This is a genomic window from Streptomyces glaucus (assembly GCF_039533365.1).
GTDB lineage: Bacteria > Actinomycetota > Actinomycetes > Streptomycetales > Streptomycetaceae > Streptomyces > Streptomyces glaucus.
Genome location: NZ_BAAATK010000011.1, coordinates 83,092 through 99,150 on the forward strand (window position 1 = coordinate 83,092; position 16,059 = coordinate 99,150).

15 protein-coding genes and 3 pseudogenes are annotated in these 16,059 nt (G+C 71.9%); 15 read left to right on the forward strand and 3 right to left on the reverse strand.

Features of this window, described 5'->3' with window-relative positions; genetic code table 11:
* Positions 1–68: 68 nt before the first annotated feature.
* From ABD363_RS11210 to ABD363_RS11255, 10 genes and pseudogenes are all read left to right on the forward strand, one after another.
* Positions 69–1,112: an iron-siderophore ABC transporter substrate-binding protein gene (locus ABD363_RS11210; protein ID WP_344602244.1), complete on the forward strand. Its 1,044-nt coding sequence runs from the start codon at positions 69–71 to the stop codon at positions 1,110–1,112.
* A complete protein-coding gene (locus ABD363_RS11215; protein WP_344602246.1) occupies positions 1,109–2,152 on the forward strand; it encodes a FecCD family ABC transporter permease in 1,044 nt (347 codons plus the stop codon). The genes ABD363_RS11210 and ABD363_RS11215 overlap by 4 nt, the downstream gene beginning before the upstream one ends.
* On the forward strand, positions 2,149–3,201 hold the full coding sequence (locus ABD363_RS11220; RefSeq protein WP_344602248.1) for a FecCD family ABC transporter permease: 1,053 nt from the start codon (positions 2,149–2,151) through the stop codon (positions 3,199–3,201). The genes ABD363_RS11215 and ABD363_RS11220 overlap by 4 nt, the downstream gene beginning before the upstream one ends.
* A complete protein-coding gene (locus tag ABD363_RS11225; protein WP_344602250.1) occupies positions 3,198–4,046 on the forward strand; it encodes an ABC transporter ATP-binding protein in 849 nt (282 codons plus the stop codon). The genes ABD363_RS11220 and ABD363_RS11225 overlap by 4 nt, the downstream gene beginning before the upstream one ends.
* A 2-nt stretch (positions 4,047–4,048) precedes the next feature.
* Positions 4,049–5,353 carry an MFS transporter gene (locus tag ABD363_RS11230; RefSeq protein WP_344602252.1) on the forward strand — a complete coding sequence of 435 codons (1,305 nt, stop codon included), beginning with the start codon at positions 4,049–4,051 and terminating at the stop codon, positions 5,351–5,353.
* Positions 5,354–5,458: 105 nt separating this feature from the next.
* Positions 5,459–5,605: a hypothetical protein gene (locus ABD363_RS32625; RefSeq protein ID WP_425577970.1), complete on the forward strand. Its 147-nt coding sequence runs from the start codon at positions 5,459–5,461 to the stop codon at positions 5,603–5,605.
* Positions 5,606–5,736: 131 nt separating this feature from the next.
* Positions 5,737–5,856: pseudogene (locus ABD363_RS11240) on the forward strand (DUF6879 family protein); the annotation flags it as partial.
* Positions 5,857–5,933: 77 nt separating this feature from the next.
* A pseudogene (locus ABD363_RS11245) lies at positions 5,934–6,332 on the forward strand (Scr1 family TA system antitoxin-like transcriptional regulator); the annotation flags it as partial.
* Positions 6,329–6,724, forward strand: coding sequence for a hypothetical protein (locus ABD363_RS11250; RefSeq protein WP_344602254.1), 396 nt, complete (start codon positions 6,329–6,331; stop codon positions 6,722–6,724). The pseudogene ABD363_RS11245 and the gene ABD363_RS11250, both read left to right, overlap by 4 nt.
* A gap of 69 nt (positions 6,725–6,793) precedes the next feature.
* A protein-coding gene (locus ABD363_RS11255; RefSeq protein WP_425577971.1) for an IS5 family transposase occupies positions 6,794–7,602 on the forward strand; the annotation gives its coding sequence in 2 pieces (ribosomal slippage) (positions 6,794–7,133 and positions 7,133–7,602; 810 coding nt in all).
* Between the two features lie 9 nt (positions 7,603–7,611).
* Here ABD363_RS11255 and ABD363_RS11260 read toward each other — a convergent pair.
* Positions 7,612–7,806 (reverse strand): hypothetical protein, encoded by a 195-nt coding sequence (locus ABD363_RS11260; protein ID WP_344602258.1) that lies wholly within the window; start codon positions 7,804–7,806, stop codon positions 7,612–7,614.
* A 17-nt stretch (positions 7,807–7,823) separates the two neighbouring features.
* Positions 7,824–8,793: pseudogene (locus tag ABD363_RS11265) on the reverse strand (acetylxylan esterase).
* A gap of 140 nt (positions 8,794–8,933) precedes the next feature.
* On the opposite strand from ABD363_RS11265, the gene ABD363_RS11270 reads away from it, so the two are divergent.
* From ABD363_RS11270 to dgoD, 5 genes are read left to right on the forward strand one after another with little or no spacing between them, the layout of a single operon-like run.
* Complete coding sequence (locus ABD363_RS11270) at positions 8,934–9,578, forward strand: bifunctional 4-hydroxy-2-oxoglutarate aldolase/2-dehydro-3-deoxy-phosphogluconate aldolase (protein ID WP_344602260.1); 645 nt, start codon at positions 8,934–8,936, stop codon at positions 9,576–9,578.
* Positions 9,579–9,619: 41 nt separating this feature from the next.
* On the forward strand, positions 9,620–10,543 hold the full coding sequence (locus tag ABD363_RS11275; RefSeq protein ID WP_425577973.1) for a sugar kinase: 924 nt from the start codon (positions 9,620–9,622) through the stop codon (positions 10,541–10,543).
* Positions 10,544–10,583: 40 nt separating this feature from the next.
* Positions 10,584–11,543 (forward strand): SMP-30/gluconolactonase/LRE family protein, encoded by a 960-nt coding sequence (locus ABD363_RS11280; RefSeq protein WP_344602264.1) that lies wholly within the window; start codon positions 10,584–10,586, stop codon positions 11,541–11,543.
* Between the two features lie 38 nt (positions 11,544–11,581).
* The gene (locus tag ABD363_RS11285; protein ID WP_344602266.1) at positions 11,582–12,358 is read left to right on the forward strand and encodes an SDR family NAD(P)-dependent oxidoreductase; all 777 of its coding nucleotides are present in this window, start codon (positions 11,582–11,584) and stop codon (positions 12,356–12,358) included.
* Between the two features lie 58 nt (positions 12,359–12,416).
* The gene (dgoD, locus tag ABD363_RS11290; RefSeq protein ID WP_344602268.1) at positions 12,417–13,562 is read left to right on the forward strand and encodes a galactonate dehydratase; all 1,146 of its coding nucleotides are present in this window, start codon (positions 12,417–12,419) and stop codon (positions 13,560–13,562) included.
* Positions 13,563–13,641: 79 nt separating this feature from the next.
* Here dgoD and ABD363_RS11295 read toward each other — a convergent pair whose 3' ends face one another.
* Positions 13,642–16,020 (reverse strand): beta-galactosidase, encoded by a 2,379-nt coding sequence (locus tag ABD363_RS11295; RefSeq protein ID WP_344602270.1) that lies wholly within the window; start codon positions 16,018–16,020, stop codon positions 13,642–13,644.
* Positions 16,021–16,059 lie beyond the last annotated feature (39 nt).

Consider the following 16,059-nt stretch of genomic DNA (forward strand, 5'->3'; position numbering starts at 1 on the left):
CACGACCCACAGTCCGCGGTCCGGACGTGCGAGTCCCGGCACCCCCGACCGAAAGTGAAACCGGGTCGATGAAAACCCCACGTCTCCGTACGCGCGCCCTCGCGGCGGCCCTCCTGCTGGGACTCACCGCCTGCGGCGGCGGGTCCGTGGACGAGGACGACAGCAGTTCCGCCGGTGCCGAGGGCGCCGGCCGGTTCCCCGTGACGATCGAGCATGCGCTCGGGACCACCGAGATCCCCTCCAAGCCCCAGCGCGTCGCCACCGTGAACTGGGCCAACGACGAGGTGCCGCTCGCCCTCGGCGTCGTCCCCGTCGGCATGGCCAGGGCCGACTTCGGCGACGACGACGGCGACGGCGTGCTGCCCTGGGTCGAGGAACGGCTCAAGGAACTGAACGCCAAGACCCCGGTGCTGTTCGACGAGACCGATGGCATCGACTTCGAGGCCGTCGCCGACACCAAGCCCGACGTCATCCTCGCCTCGTACTCCGGGCTGACGGAGCAGGACTACGAGACTCTCAGCCAGATCGCCCCCGTCGTGGCCTACCCCGAGGCCGCCTGGGCGACCCCGTGGCGCGACATCATCCGCCTCAACAGCAAGGCCATCGGACTGGCCGACGAGGGCGACGAACTGATCGCCGGCCTCGAGGGGCAGATCGAGAAGACCGCCGCGAAGTACCCCCAGCTCAAGGGGAAGACGGCGATGTTCATGACGCACGTGTCGTCCAAGAACGTCAGCCAGGTCGGCTTCTACACCACCCACGACACCCGCACGCAGTTCTTCACCGACCTCGGCCTGAAGATCCCCGCCAGCGTCTTGGGACCGTCCGGGGCGACGAAGAAGTTCGTCCTCACCAAGAGCGCCGAGCACATCGACGACTTCAACGACGTCGACATCATCACCGGCTACGGGGACGACAAGGGCGAGTTGCTGAAGGCCCTCAAGAAGGACCCGCTCACCTCCAAGCTGGCCGCCGTCGAGCGGGACTCCATCTACCTGCTGCCCGGCAGCACCCCGCTGGCCACCGCCGCCAACCCGACCCCGCTGTCCATCCCGTACGTCCTGGAGGACTACGTGAAGGCGCTCGCCGAAGCCGCGGACAAGGCAGCGTGACCGTCACCGAGACCCCGCCCGTGTCGGACACCGCCCCGCTGCGGCGTCCGGCGCGCGTGCGCGTCACCTGGCTCCTCGTCGTCGCCGCGGTCCTGCTCGCCGCCATGACGGCCTCCCTCGCCTTCGGCTCCCGCGACGTCGCCTGGGCCGACGTCTGGGCGGCGCTCGGCGGAGCGGAGGCCACCCTGGAGGAGGCGGCGGTCGCCAACCGCGTACCGCGCACCCTCCTCGCCGTCGTCGTGGGCGCCGCCCTGGGCCTGTCCGGCGCGGTCATGCAGGGCGTCACCCGTAACCCGCTGGCCGATCCCGGCATCCTCGGCGTCAACATGGGCGCCTCGCTCGCCGTGGTCACCGGCATCGCCCACTTCGGCCTAGCGTCGGTGTCCGGATACATCTGGGCGGCGATGACCGGAGCGGCCGTGACCGCAGGGTTCGTGTACGCCGTCGGCTCGCTGGGCCGGGGCGGCGCCACCCCGCTGAAGCTGGCCCTCGCCGGTGCCGCCATCTCGGCCGCGCTCGCCTCACTGGTCAGCGCCGTCGTCCTGCCGCGCAACGACATCTCCGACACCTTCCGGCTGTGGCAGATCGGCGGCGTCGGCGGCGCCACCCACGCGCAGCTCGGCAGCGTCCTGCCGTTCCTCGCCGTCGGCTTCGTCGTCTGCCTGGCCTCCGCCCGCGCCCTCAACTCCCTCGCCCTGGGCGACGAGCTGGCCGCCGGACTCGGCGAGCGGGTGGCCCTCGTACGGGCCGGCGCCGCGCTCGGCGCGGTCGTGCTGTGCGGCGCTTCCACCGCCGCCGCCGGCCCGATCGCCTTCGTCGGACTCGTCGTACCGCACGCCTGCCGGCTGCTGGTGGGCGTGGACCACCGCTGGCTGCTGCCGTTCTCCGCGCTGAGCGGCGCCGTCCTGCTGACGGTCGCCGACGTGGTGGGGCGAATCGTGGCCCGGCCGTCCGAGATCGAGGTGGGCATCGTGACCGCGTTCGTCGGCGTCCCCTTCTTCCTCCACATCGTCCGCCGGCAGAAGGTCGGATCACTGTGAGCGCCCCCGTCGTCACCGCCCCGCCCACACTGCGCACGGTCACCCGCACGCGGGTCCGCCGCGCGTACCGGCGACGGCTGATCGTCTGCGCCCTGCTGGTCCTCGTCGTCGCCGCGTTCGCCACCACGCTCATGGCCGGGCACACCTTCTACCCGGCCTCCGACGTGCTGCGCGTGATCACGGGCGAGCAGGTGCCGGGCGCCTCCTTCACCGTCGGCACACTGCGGCTGCCGCGCGCGGTGCTCGCCCTGACCGCCGGGTTCAGCTTCGGCATGGCCGGCGTCACCTTCCAGACGATGCTCCGCAACCCGCTCGCCAGCCCCGACATCATCGGCATCAGCGCGGGGGCGAGCGCGGCGGCGGCCATCGCCATCGTCACCTTCTCGCTGAGCGAGACCCAGGTGTCCGTGCTGGCGATCGCCGCCGCGCTCGCGGTGGCGCTGCTGGTGTACGTCCTCGCGTTCCGCGACGGGGTCGCCGGCACCCGGCTCATCCTGATCGGCATCGGCATCGCCGCCCTGCTCGACAGCGTCACCTCCTACGTCCTGTCCCGGGCCGGTGAGTGGGACCTCCAGGCGGCGATGCGCTGGCTCACCGGCAGCCTCAACGGCACCACCTGGGAGGAGACCGTGCCCACCGTCCTGGCCGTGCTGGCGCTCGGCCCGGTGCTGCTGTTCGAGGGCCGCGACCTGAGCGCGCTGAGCCTGGGCGACGACACGGCCTCCGCGCTCGGCGTCCGCGTCGAACGCACCCGCGTCACCGTGATCGTCGCCGCCGTCGGGCTGATCGCGTTCGCCACGGCGGCGGCCGGACCGATCGCCTTCGTCGCGTTTCTCTCCGGGCCGATCGCCGCCCGGCTCACCGGAACCGGCGGCCCCCTGCTGGTGCCGGCCGGCCTGGTCGGCTCCCTGCTCGTCCTGGTCGCCGACTTCACCGGCCAGTACGCCTTCGACACCCGCTACCCCGTGGGCGTCGTCACCGGCGTCCTCGGCGCCCCCTACCTCGTCTACCTGATCGTCCGCACCAACCGGGCCGGAGGCTCACTGTGACCGCGTCCCACACCCTCGCCACCGAGGACCTCACGCTCGGCTACGGCGACCGCGCCGTCATCGAGGGCCTGGACCTGACCCTCGCGGCCGGGCGCATCACGGTGATCGTCGGCGCCAACGCCTGCGGCAAGTCGACGCTGCTGCGCTCGATGTCCCGGCTGCTCGTCCCGCGCACCGGCCGGGTCGTCCTGGACGGCAAAGAGGTCCACCGCACCCCAGCCAAGGAACTCGCCCGCACCCTCGGGCTGTTGCCGCAGTCACCGGTCACCCCCGAGGGCATCACCGTCCTCGACCTGGTCGGCCGGGGCCGCCACCCCCACCAGCGGGCCTTCTCCCGTTGGACGGCCCAGGACGACGCCGCGGTCGCCGCCGCGCTGGAGGCCACCCAGACGACGGAACTGGTGGACCGGGCGGTCGACGAACTCTCCGGCGGCCAGCGCCAGCGCGTGTGGATCGCGATGGCGCTGGCCCAGCAGACCGATCTGCTGCTGCTCGACGAGCCCACCACGTTCCTCGACATCAGCCACCAGATCGAGGTCCTTGACCTGCTGACCGACCTGAACCGGACCCGCGGCACCACGATCGTCATGGTCCTGCACGACCTCAACCTGGCCGCCCGCTACGCGGACCGGCTCGTCGCCCTGGCCGCCGGACGGCTGCACGCCGCCGGAACGCCCGAGGAGGTGATGACCGAGGACACGGTCCGGGCCGTCTACGGCATGGACAGCCGCGTCATCGAGGACCCGGTCTCGGGCAAGCCCCTCGTCCTGCCGATCGGACGCCACCACGCGACGACCGGGGACACGGGAGCCGCCCCCGCGTCGGAGCCGGCCGGGAGCCGCTGACCATGCACGCCAAACTCGCCGCCGTACTCCCCGACCTCTCGCCCTGGCGCTCCTCCCGCGACTTCCGCCTGCTCTGGACGCAGGGCGTCGTCACCCACGTCGGCAGCGTGATGGCGTTGATCGCGCTGCCGCTGCAGATCAAGGAACTGACCGGCTCACCGCTCGCGGTGGGCGCGATGGGCGCCGCCGAACTGGTGCCGCTGATGGTCTTCGGCCTGTACGGCGGGGCACTCGCCGACGCCGTGGACCGGCGCAAGGTCATCGTGCTGACCGAGGCGGGACTGGGACTGCTGGCCGCCGTCCTGCTGTTGAACGCGCTGCTGCCCAGCCCCATGCTGTGGCCGCTGTACGTGGTCGCGGCCGGTGTCGCGGCACTCGCCGGACTCCAGCGGCCCGCCCTGGACTCGCTGCTGGCCCGGATCGTCCCGCACGACCGGCTCGCCGCCGCGGCCGCGCTGAACTCGCTGCGCTGGCAGACCGGCGCGATCGCCGGACCGGCGCTGGCGGGCCTCGTCGTCGCGTACGCGGGCAACAGCACCGCGTACGCCATCACGGTGGTGAGCTTCACGGTGTCGGTCCTGATGTGCCGCCGGCTGGCGCCGGTGCCACCGGTCGAGCAGGCGGCCAGGCCGTCGCTGCGCGGCATCGCGGAGGGGGCCCGGTACGCATGGTCCCGGCCGGTGCTGCTGGGTACCTACGCGGTCGACCTGGCGGCGATGTTCTTCGCCTTCCCCAACACCGTCTTCCCCTTCCTCGCCGACGAGCTCGACGCCGACTGGTCGCTGGGCCTGATGTACGCGGCGGGCTCCGTCGGGTCGCTGCTGGTCAGCCTGACCAGCGGCTGGGTGTCCCGGACACGGCGGCACGGCCTGCTGGTGGTGTTCGGCGCGGCCGGCTGGGGCCTGGCGATGGCGGCGGCCGGCTGGACGTCGAACGTCTGGCTGGTGCTGCTGTGCCTCGGACTGGCGGGAGCGGGGGACATGCTGAGCGGACTGGGCCGCTCCACCATCTGGAACCAGACCATCCCGGACCGGCTGCGCGGCCGGCTCGCCGGCATCGAGGTCCTCTCCTACAGCGTCGGCCCGCAGTTGGGTCAGGTCCGCGCCGGGGCGATGGCCGGCTGGACCGGCGTCCGCCCCGCGATCTGGACAGGCGGACTCGCGTGCGTTGCGGCGGTGGGCCTGCTCGCTGCCGCGCTGCCGAAACTGATCAGCTATGACGCCCGCACCGACGAGGACGCCCGCCGCCGCGCCGCCGAAGGCACCGCAACCGCACCGGGCCATGGGGACGTCGGCACTGACCGGTAGCCCGCTGCCCCCCTCACGGCCGAACGGCCGGCGACCTCTGATGGCCTCCCGCCCGGCGGGTGGAAGGGACGGGGCCTGGCCGCGGTCGGTCTCAAGGCCGGGGACGTGGCGACCGAGCGGCAGGCCGAACTCCTCCTGGGAGAGGGCCGGCACCCGGACGCCGACCGGATCGAGCGCGAACTCCTGGCGCAGGGCAAAAGCCCCGCCCGCGCCCTGTCCCGGCTGCGGCACTCCAACGCCTGGCTGTGGTGACGATGCCGGACACCGTCCACCGAGTGGAATCCACCCGACGGGTTCCACCGAGTGGATTCCGCTCTGGCGCGCACCGGATGACGATGGACGTCACCGTGGTGCGCACCGAGAGCGGATCAAAGAGGCGTGTGATGCCGCAGAAGCCGCCGGCCCCCAGCTTTGAGGACCTGCTCGACTCCGCCCGGCAGCACGCTCTGCGTCTGGAACTGCGCGACGTCTACGCCGTGGGGGAGGAGCGGGAGGTCCTTGACGCGTTCCTGCGTGACGGGAGCGTGCCCGCGGACGACTCGGAGTGCTGGAGCGGGCGGCTGCCGCTGGTGGAGCGGACCGGCGCCGCTCCCGGTTCCTCCACGAGGGAGGCCACCTCTACGTCGTCCTCCTCGAGGAATCCGTCCTGCGCTATCGAACCGCCGACCTCGACGCGATGCGCGGGCAGCTGCGCCACCTCCTGGCCGTGATGCCGCTCGCCTCGATCCCGCTGGGGATCATCCCGTTCACCGCGCAGCGCACCGTGTGGCCGCTGGAGGCGTACTACGTCCACGACGACACCATGGCCGTCGTGGAGACACCGACGGCGGAGATCACGGTGACGCAGCCGCGCGAGGTCGCCGCCTACGCCAAGGCGTTCGCCGGCCTCGCCTCGATGGCCGTCTACGGCGACGCCGCCCGCGCCCTCATCCAGGCCACGATCGACGCCCTGGTGCGCTTCCGTGCCTTCTGCTGTTGATCGCCTCGCTGGTCAAACCTCTCTTCGTCGACCGGTATGTGCTCTACAGCAATATCGGGATCGCCTTGCTGCTGGGCGCCTGCATGGATTACCTCCACCGGCTGTGGCAGCCTTCCCGCAACGCGTGGATCGCGGCGGTTGCCGTACTGGCCGCGCTCGTCCCGACGAGCCTTTCGCTGAGGACGCCTCAGAGCCGGACCGATGACGTCACCGCCATCGGTGCCGCCGTACGCGAGGAAGGCCGTCCCGGCGACGGACTGCTCCATCTCCCCGGCCAGCACCGGATTTGGACCGCGGCCAACCCCGAGGACACCCGTCTCCTGACGGATCTGGCCCTGGCGCAGGACCCCGTTTCGTCGAACACGCTTGCAGGTGTCGGGTTTCCCGCCTAACTGATCGTTTCAGAATGGGTTGATTCGCAGGTCTTGCACTCGGTGGCCTTGGTCGGCAGGGTGTCCGGCGTGCGTGCTGATCTTGTTCCTGATGACCTGTGGAAGCGGGTGGCCCCGCTACTGCCGCCTGCTCCCGAACGGCGCCACCGGCATCCTGGGCGGCTTCGTGTGCCGGACCGGGCAGCACTCGCCGGCGTCCTGTTCGTGCTGCGGACCGGTGTCGCGTGGCGTGATGTTCCCGCGGAGACGGTGGGCTGCTCAGGTGTGACGGCCTGGCGTCGGCTGCGGGACTGGACCGAGGCCGGCGTGTGGCCGCGCCTGCGCGCCGTCCTGCTGACCGAACTGCGCCATGCCGGCCTGCTGGACCTGGATGACTGTTCCGTGGACGGGTCGCATGTCCGGGCCGTCAAAGGGGGGATCATGTCGGCCCCTCGCCCGTCGACCGTGCCCGGCCCGGCTCCAAGCACCATCTGATCGTAGACCGCCACGGAACCCCACTCGCCGTGACGCTCACCGGTGGCAACCGGCACGACGTCACCCAGCTTCTGCCGCTGCTGGACGCCGTCCCGCCGATCCGGGGACTGCGGGGACGTCCCCGCCGCAAGCCCCAACGTCTGTATGCCGACCGGGGCTACGACTTCGACAAGTACCGTCGCCTGCTGTGGAAGCGGGGCATCAAGCCGTTGATCGCCCGGCGCGGCGTCGCCCACGGGTCCGGACTGGGCAAGGTGCGCTGGGTGGTGGAGCGCGCCTTCGCCTGGTTGCACCAGTTCAAACGGCTCCGCATCCGCTACGAGCGACACGCCGATCTCCATCAGGGTCTGCTCGAACTGGCCTGCAGCCTCATATGCCTCCGCCGCCTGCGGACCTCATCCTGAGATGATCAGTTATGCCCCGTAGAGCGCGAGGCTGCGCACGGCGCTCTTGCTTCCGGCCACGGGGAGGGCGAAGCATGCAAACTGCGAGCAGGGCCGGGCCTGGACGTCGGCGGCGTACTCGTCGTAGGAGTTCGTGGTGAGCGTCGCGTCGTCGAGTGCGGCGCCCACGACGTCCGCACGTTCCGGCTCGGTGAGGGCGTGCACCCACCGCGCGAGGAGCCTCAGACGTACGACCGCAGCCAGCGCAGCTTGGCCGCCTCGTGGTACGGGCCGCCGCCCTCGTGGTCGTTGAAGTCGTAGACCTCGATGGCCTTGTCGGGACCGGCCCAGGCGTTGAACGCCGCGAAGACGGTCGACGGGGGGCAGGTCTGGTCCTCCAGTGCTACCGAGAACAGCGCGGGCGCGCGGCCGCGGGCGGCGAAGTGGACGGCATCGAAGTACGACAGCGTGAGCAGGGCGTCCTCGGTGCGGCCGCGGTGCGTCTTGAGGTAGAGGCCGATCTCACGGTACGGGTGTCGGTCCGTCAGCACCGCGGCGCGGGGGAAGTCGCACAGGAACGGCACGTCCGGCGCCACGGCGACCAGGTCCGGCACCAGGCCGCCCACTGCGATGCTGATCCCGCCGCCCTGACTCGTCCCGAGCGCCACGGTCCGCGACGCGTCCGTCAGCGGGTGCGAGCGCGCCGCCTCCACCGCGCGTACGGCATCGGTGAACACACGCCGGTAGTAGTAGTTCTCCGGGGCGTCGATGCCCCGGGTCATGAAGCCCGGGTACGCCGGAGCGCTGCCCACCGGGTCGGCGGTGCTGCCGCCGCCACCCCCGCCGCTGCCCTGCTCCCGGGTGTCCATCACGAAGTGCGTCCGGCCGCTGGACGCCCACAGCAGGTCCTCGTGGGGGAGACCGCGTCCGCCGCCGTAGCCCATGAACTCCACCACCAGAGGCACCGGCTCTTCGGCATCGGCCGGCAGTCGCAGCCAGCCCTTCACCGGATGACCGCCGAAACCGGCGAAACGTCACGTCGTACACCCTGACTGTCGACAGCCCGGCGTCGACCGGCTCGAAGCGGGCATCCACGTCGAACTCGCGCGCCTCGTGCAGCGTCCTGGCCCAGAAAGCATCGAAGTCCTCAGGGGCGACCGAGTCGCTGCGATACGCGCGGAGTTCGTCGAGCGGGAGGTCGATCAGGGCCATGCGGCACCACCTTCGGCAGGTAGGGGGTCGCTCACACCGAACGCGGAAGCGCATCCAGGCCCCCCTTGAGAGCACTAATTAATTATTATTTAATGCCTTGATCGTGTCCAGTGTCCCATGCCACCCATCGGAGCCCTCTCGTGGACCTCGCAGACTTCCCCCACCGCCTGAGCCATCGCAGGCTCGCCGCCATCGTGCGCGGACGCTCTGCGCACGCCGCTCTGCACACCGTGCTCACGTTGGTGGAGGAGGGGGTCGATCTCATCGAGGTCTCCCTCAATACCGACGACGCCTGCGGTGTGATCGCGAAGGCCGTTCGCTCGGTCGGCCAGGATGCCTTCATCGGTGCGGGCACCGTCGTCACGCGCCATGATCTGCTGTGCGCCCAGGACGCCGGTGCCACCTGGGTGGTCACCCCCGTCGTGGGCGAGGGCGTCACCGCCGCCGTGGAGCAGGGCCTGCCCGTACTGGCGGGGGCCCTGACCCCTACGGAGGCCGCCACCGCGATGGCCGCCGGTGCCACCGCGGTGAAGCTCTTCCCCGCCTCCATCGGCGGACCCGCCTACCTCCGGGCCCTGAAGGACCCCTTCCCCGACCTCCCTTTGGTTCCCGTCGGCGGTGTGGACGCGCAGGCGATACCGGAGTACTTCGCGGCCGGCGCTCTCGCCGTCGGCGTCGGCTCGCCGTTGGTCGGCGACGCCGCCCACGGCGGCGACCTGGACGGACTGCGGCTGCGGGCCCGCCGGTTCCGCGCGGCGTGCCAGGGAGAGGAGCGCGCCGCGTGAACTCCGGAACGGTCGCCGATGTGCTCACCTTCGGCGAGACGATGCTGTCCCTTCAAGCGGAGGGGCCTCTGGCCACGGGCGCCCCGACCCGTACGGCGGTGGCCGGCGCCGAGTCGAACGTCGCCATCGGGCTGGCCCGCCTGGGCCACCGGGTGTCCTGGGCGGGGCGCCTCGGCGCGGACGAGCCGGCCCGCCTGGCCCTGCGGACGCTGCGGGGTGAAGGCGTCGATGTGCGCCACGCCACGACCGATCCCGAAGCGCCCACGGGTGCCCTGCTGCGCGAGCGCCTGGCGGCCGACGTGACGCGTGTGCACTACTGGCGGTCGGGATCCGCCGCATCCCTCCAGCAACCCGAACACCTCGCGCCGGCCCTGGCCGCGGGAGCCCGCGTGCTTCATGTCACCGGCATCACCTGTGCCCTCGGTGCGGGCCCCCGCGCGACGGTGACCGCCGCCGTCGAACACGCTTCGGCGCACGGCTGGACGGTGGTCCTCGACGTCAACTACCGCGCCCGCCTCTGGAGCCGGGGCCGGGCGACGGAGGCCATGCGCCGGCTCGGTGGCAGCGTCGACGTGGTCATCGCTTCGGACGACGAGCTCTCCCTGATCGCCGGTGGCGAGGAATCGCTGGAGGAAGTCACCCAGGTGCGTCGGCTGCTGGACGACGGGGCACGCGAGGTGGTCGTCAAGCGCGGAGGCGACGGCGCGGACCTGTACACCGCCGACGGCGAGCACTTCCACCAGCCCGCTCATCGTGTCCCGGTCCTCGACACCGTGGGTGCCGGGGACGCGTTCTGCGCCGGATACCTCTCGGGGCTCCTGGACGGTTTGCCACCGGCCGATCGCCTGCGACGCGCCGGCACCACCGGCGCGTTCGCGGTCGCCAGCCGCGGCGACTGGGAGGGACTGCCCCACCGCGACGAACTCGCCCTCCTCGACGTCCCGCCCGGAAGCGCCATCCGCTGAGCAGCCCTCCTCCTCGACCGCCTATCGCCGGAGTTCCGCCATGTCCACGCACCTTCGTACACCCGAGGTCGGCACCGAGTTCACGCCCGTCGCCGTCGACCGGCTCGAACTGGGCGAGGGGGTACGCATCCTGAGGGACGGGCGCGTCGTGCTCGTCGACATCCTCGCCGGCCGGCTGCTGAGCCTGCCGGACACTCCCGGCGCCCCACTGATCGAGCTTGCCCGCCTCGAAGAACCGCTCGGCGCCGTCGCGCCCTTGGCGGCCGGGGCCGGATTCCTCGCCGCAGCGGGCACCGGTTTCACCAGGCTCGCCCCGGACGGCAACCTCATCAGTCGTACGAGTCTGCCAGACCTCGAGGGGTGGCCGCCGCGCCGGATGAACGACGCCGCTTGCGACGCGCAGGGCCGCCTCTGGGCCGGCTCGATGGCCTACGACGCCGCTCCCGGCGCGGGAGCGCTGCACCGACTGGATCCCGACGGCGCCGTCGTCACCGTCCTGAAGGGTCTGACCGTTCCCAACGGCCCTGCGGTCAGCCCCGACGGGGCCACCCTGTATCTCGCCGACAGCGCCGAGGGAGCCGTGTACGCCTTTGACATGGATCCGGCGACGGGGGTGCTGTCAGGCCGGCGCCTCTTCTTCCGGCTCGCCCCGGGAAGCGGCAGCCCCGACGGGATGACCGTGGACGACGAAGGCCGCTTGTGGTCGGCGGTATGGGGAGCGGCGCAGGTCCGCTGCTACGCGCCGGACGGACGGCTCCTGCTGACGCTCGCCCTGCCTGCCCAGCAGCCCACCAGCGTGTGCCTGACCGGCAACCGGCTGATCGTGACCACTGCCCGGTACGGCCTCCCGGCTCCCGGTCCGCTGGACGGCGCGGTGCTGTCCGTCCCCTGTGACGCCACGGCGCCCCCTGCGGCGTCCCGGACCGTCTGTTCCTGGCCCGACGGTCGGCACGGCGGGGCGGGAGATCCCCCTTGGCACCCCTCAATAATTCATATTTAATCTGAGTGTTGCCGCTGTTCTTCCCGAGGAGACCTCTCATGCAGCCCGCCGCCACCTCCCCAGCCGACCGCTTCGACGGCCGCTGCGTGCTGATCACCGGCGCCGCGTCCGGGATCGGCGCGGCCACGGCTCACCGGCTCGCCGCCGAGGGCGCTCGCGTCGTCGTCGCGGACATCGACGAGGAGGCTGGGCAGGCCGTGGCGGCCTCGATCCTGGAGGCCGGCGGCCACGCGCTGTTCCAGCGGTGCGATGTCTCCGAGGAGTCGTCCTGGGGCGAGACGGTGAAGGCGGCGCGAGAGGCGTTCGGCCCTGTTCGGGCGCTGGTGAGCAACGCCTACTCCGTGCGGGTCGCTGCGGCCCACCGGACCAGCACCGGCGAGTGGAACCGTCAGCTGGCCGTGAGCCTCACCGGATCGTTCCTCGGCGTGCGCGCCTGCCTGGACGACCTGGTCGCGACCGGCGGCAGCGTGGTGCTCGTCTCCTCGGTGCATGCCCTGGTGGGTCTGCCCGGGCGTCCCGCGTACGCCGCGGCGAAGGCCGGTTTGACGGGGCTGGCCCGGCAGTTGGCCGTCGAGTACGGCGGACGCGTCCGGGTGAACAGTGTGCTGCCCGGGCCGGTTCTGACCCGTGCCTGGGAGGGCATCAGCGAGGAGGACCGGCAGGCGACCGCCGCGGAGACCGCCGCCGGCCGCCTCGGCCGCCCCGAGGAGGTCGCCGCCGCGATCGCCTTCCTCGCGAGCGACGACGCCTCGTTCGTGACCGGGGCCTCGCTCGTCGTCGACGGCGGCTGGAGCGTTTTGAAGAACTCCTCGTGAACCCCGCCGGATCTCGTGGCCGGCCCCTTGTCTTGTGCTGCCCTTTGGAGCAAACCTCTTGAAGATCACCCGTGTTGAAACTTTTGCTGTTCCGCCCCGCTGGCTTTTCTGCCGTATCGAGACCGACGAAGGCGTGGTCGGATGGGGCGAGCCCGTCGTGGAGGGCCGGGCGGCCACCGTCCGTACCGCTGTCCACGAGCTTGCCGAGTATCTGATCGGTCAGGATCCGATGCGGATCGAGGACCACTGGCAGATGATGACCAAGGGGTCGTTCTACCGCGGCGGCCCGGTCCTCTCCAGCGCCGTCGCCGGACTCGACCAGGCTCTGTGGGACATCGCGGGCAAGACCCTCGGCGCGCCGGTCCATGTGCTGCTCGGCGGTCCGGTGCGCGAGCGGGTGCGGGCCTACAGCTGGGTGGGCGGCGACGACCCCGCCGAGATCGCCGATGCCGTCAGCGCGCAGGTCGAGGCCGGCTTCACTGCGGTCAAGATGAACGCCTGCGGGCGGATGAACCGGCTGGCCACCGCGGCGGACATCGCAGCCGTCGTCGAACGGGCCGCCACGGCCCGCGAGGTCCTCGGCCCCGACCGGGACTTCGCCATGGACTTCCACGGCCGGTTCACCGCCGCCAACGCGCGCCGCGTCCTGCCTCATCTCGCTCCGCTGTCTCCTCTGTTCGTCGAGGAACCCGTCCTGCCCGAGTACACCCACCGCCTCGGCGACACGGTCGCGGCCTCGTCCGTCCCGATCGCCACCGGCGAGCGGCTCTACTCGCGCACCGAGGCCCTGCCCGCACTGCAGGCCGGCATCGCGGTCCTGCAGCCGGACCTCTCGCACGCGGGCGGGATCTCCGAGGTACGCCGCATGGCGTCACTGGCCGAGACCTTCGACGTGCTGCTCGCCCCACACTGCCCGCTGGGCCCGATCTCCCTGGCGGCGAGCCTCCAGGTCGCCTTCAGCACGCCGAACTTCCTCATCCAGGAACAGAGCATCGGCATCCACTACAACGAAGGCGCCGAGATGCTGGACTACATCGTCGACCGCGAGGTGTTCCGCTTCGACGAGGGCCACATCCGCCGGCCTCTCGGCGCCGGTCTCGGAATCGAGGTCGACGAGAAGGCCGTCCGCAAGGCCGACGGCATCGCCCCGGACTGGCACAACCCCACCTGGCACCACGCGGACGGCTCCTTCGCCGAGTGGTAGCCCCCTCTCACCACACGCTCGTGGGCGGCGCCGGTCACATGACCGGCGCCGCCCACGTCGTGCAGCGGACCACAAGGGATCAGCCGGACAGACTCACACCTTCGGTGCGCACAGCCGTTTGCGGTACGGCCACCAGCTCGGCGGTCTCGACCGCGGCCCGGGTGTGCGCCGCGTTCAGTCCGTCGCGCAGGGAGGGGTTCACGTAAATGTCGGACGCGGGGTCAAGGGGCAGGACGCGGATCTCGATGCCGTGCCGGCGGACCGCGTCGGCGAAGCGGCGCAGCCCGATCTCCCACTCCGGTCCGTACCAGAAGTGGTCGGCGACGAGCTGCCCGTCGATGTAGGCGCGGGCGGCGTCCCCGGTGTAGCGCAGCCGCAGCAGCACCTCTCCCTCGCCGTCCAGAGCCGCTTCAGGGACGTCGACCTGGTACACGGCGGCCTTGTCGAAGTCCTCGTCGCGCGGGGCCGAGGCCCTCAGGTGGGAGCCTCCGGTGCGGGCCGGGGCGGCGACCGCGTCGCCCTGCAGGCAGCGCAGGGCCGGCTGCGGCAGCCGCGGCGCGGGGCTGAGCGACCAGCGGGTGAACACGCCGTCCTGGGCGGGCTGCCCGACACCGTCTCCGTGGAGCGCGGCGGGCGCCGGCAGCAGGGCGAGGGACGGAGTGGGGGCGGCGATCTGCAGGCGCAGTTCGTCTCCGTCGGCGAGGACCAGGTCGTCGCTGAGCACGAGCCGGTCCTGCCCGTCGAAGTGGATCCGGTTCAGGCGCAGTGCGTCGTCGTGCGACAGCACCAGGACCTGGGCGGTGCCGGACGGGCCGGTCAGGGTGAGCAGCGCCCCGGTGCCGGGCTCGTTCACCGTGATCAGGGTGCCGTCCGTGCCCCGCTCCACCTGCGCCGGGCCCTCGACCTGCACGTCCCCGTTCAGGGAGAGAGTGGCCGGGATGCCGTCGACGGCGGCCAGCACGGTGAGGGTGCCGGTCTCGGTGTCCAGGCGGGTCGCGGGCTGGGCGCTGGCCCAGTCCAGGCGCAGCCCGCCCCCGAGGTCCAGGCCGATGGGCCAGACGAAGTGCGCTCCGGACGGCACGCGGACCGGCTGCGCGGGCAGGGTGACGGTGCGCCCGCCGTCGAGGTGGACGCGGAACTGGACGCCTTCGTGGTCCGGCAGTGTGTCGTGCGGCTGGTGGTTGTTGACGAACAGGAAGCCCTGCCCGCCCGCCGACCGTACGGCCCAGCGCAGCGTGGCGAGGTCGTCGAGCGAGTCGGGCTGGGTGTCGGGCAGGGCCAGCGGCATCCGGGCCAGGTCCGCTCCGTAGCTGTGCAGGAACAGGTGCTGGAGGCGCAGCGCGTGGAAGGCGGGGCGGACCTGGCCGTACTCGCCGAGCGGTGCCTGGAAGTCGTAGGTCACCGTCGGCATGTCGTTGGGGTAGCCCGTGTCGTGGCTCTCCTGGTTGGGCTCCTTCAGGTCCGTGCGCTGCGAGCCGCCGTGGTACATGTAGTAGCCCTGCCAGACCGAGCCGCTGCCCAGCTTGGCCAGCGCCAGCGAGGTGATGTCCTCGACGGGCACCGCAGGCCGGCGGTGGTAGGCGATCGCCATGCCGCCGCCCAGTTCGCAGGTGGCGTACGGGTAGCGGCTGGTGTCCGGCCCGGGGCCGGTCGCCTCGACGGCGCGCAGGTCCGCGCCGATGGCGTGGTCGTCCCGGATCGGCGTGAAGAAGTAGTGGCGGCGCATGTCGCGGGCCGGGCCGATGCCGGCGTCCTCCCAGAACACCTCCGGGTAGCCGCCGTACAGCGGCAGGAGGGTGTCGCGCGGGATGTCGGCGGAGCCCCAGGCGGTTGCGGTCCACAGCGGGGCCTGCATGCCGTACTCCTCGGCCATGCGGCGCAGGGTGGCCAGGTGCCCGGGCTGGTCGTAGAGCTCGTTCTCCACCTGGAGCGCGATGATCGGGCCGCCGTCCCCGTGGAAGAGGCCGCGCAGTTCGTGGGCGATCCGCCGGTAGTAGGGCTCGACCAGCGCCAGATAGGCGGGGTCGTCGGTACGCGGGGCGCAGTCCACCTCGCTCAGCCAGTCGGGGTGGCCGCCGTTGCGGCATTCGCCGTGGGACCAAGGGCCGAGCCGGACGACCATGGCCAGGCCGATCTCGTCGCACAGCCTCACGAAGCGGCGCAGGTCGAGGTCGCCGTCGAAGCGGAGGGTGCCCCGCTCGTTCTCGTGCTGGTTCCAGAACAGGTAGGTGGCGAGCAGGTCGATCCCGCCGGCCTTGATCTTGAGCAGCTCCTCGCGCCACTCGGCGGCCGGGTAACGGCTGAAGTGGAACTCGCCCATCACGGGGATCCACGGGCGGCCATCCCGGACCAGGCTCTGGCTGTCGACCGTGAGCTGGTGCGGCGCGTCGGCGGAACTGCCCATCGGCAGATGCCCGGCCAGGACCTCGGAGGCTGCGTGGGCGTGCAGGGACAACATGGAAGGCGGCTCCAATGAGGGGGCGGGTGAAGTGCGCGT

Bases quoted from the DNA above. Each gene is read 5' to 3' on its own strand.
- ABD363_RS11210 (WP_344602244.1), top strand. From the start codon at position 69: ATGAAAACCCCACGTCTCCGTACGCGCGCCCTCGCGGCGGCCCTCCTG.
- ABD363_RS11230 (WP_344602252.1), top strand. From the start codon at position 4,049: ATGCACGCCAAACTCGCCGCCGTACTCCCCGACCTCTCGCCCTGGCGC.
- ABD363_RS11275 (WP_425577973.1), top strand. From the start codon at position 9,620: ATGCTGTCCCTTCAAGCGGAGGGGCCTCTGGCCACGGGCGCCCCGACC.
- ABD363_RS11280 (WP_344602264.1), top strand. From the start codon at position 10,584: ATGTCCACGCACCTTCGTACACCCGAGGTCGGCACCGAGTTCACGCCC.
- ABD363_RS11285 (WP_344602266.1), top strand. From the start codon at position 11,582: ATGCAGCCCGCCGCCACCTCCCCAGCCGACCGCTTCGACGGCCGCTGC.
- ABD363_RS11295 (WP_344602270.1), bottom strand. From the start codon at position 16,020: ATGTTGTCCCTGCACGCCCACGCAGCCTCCGAGGTCCTGGCCGGGCAT.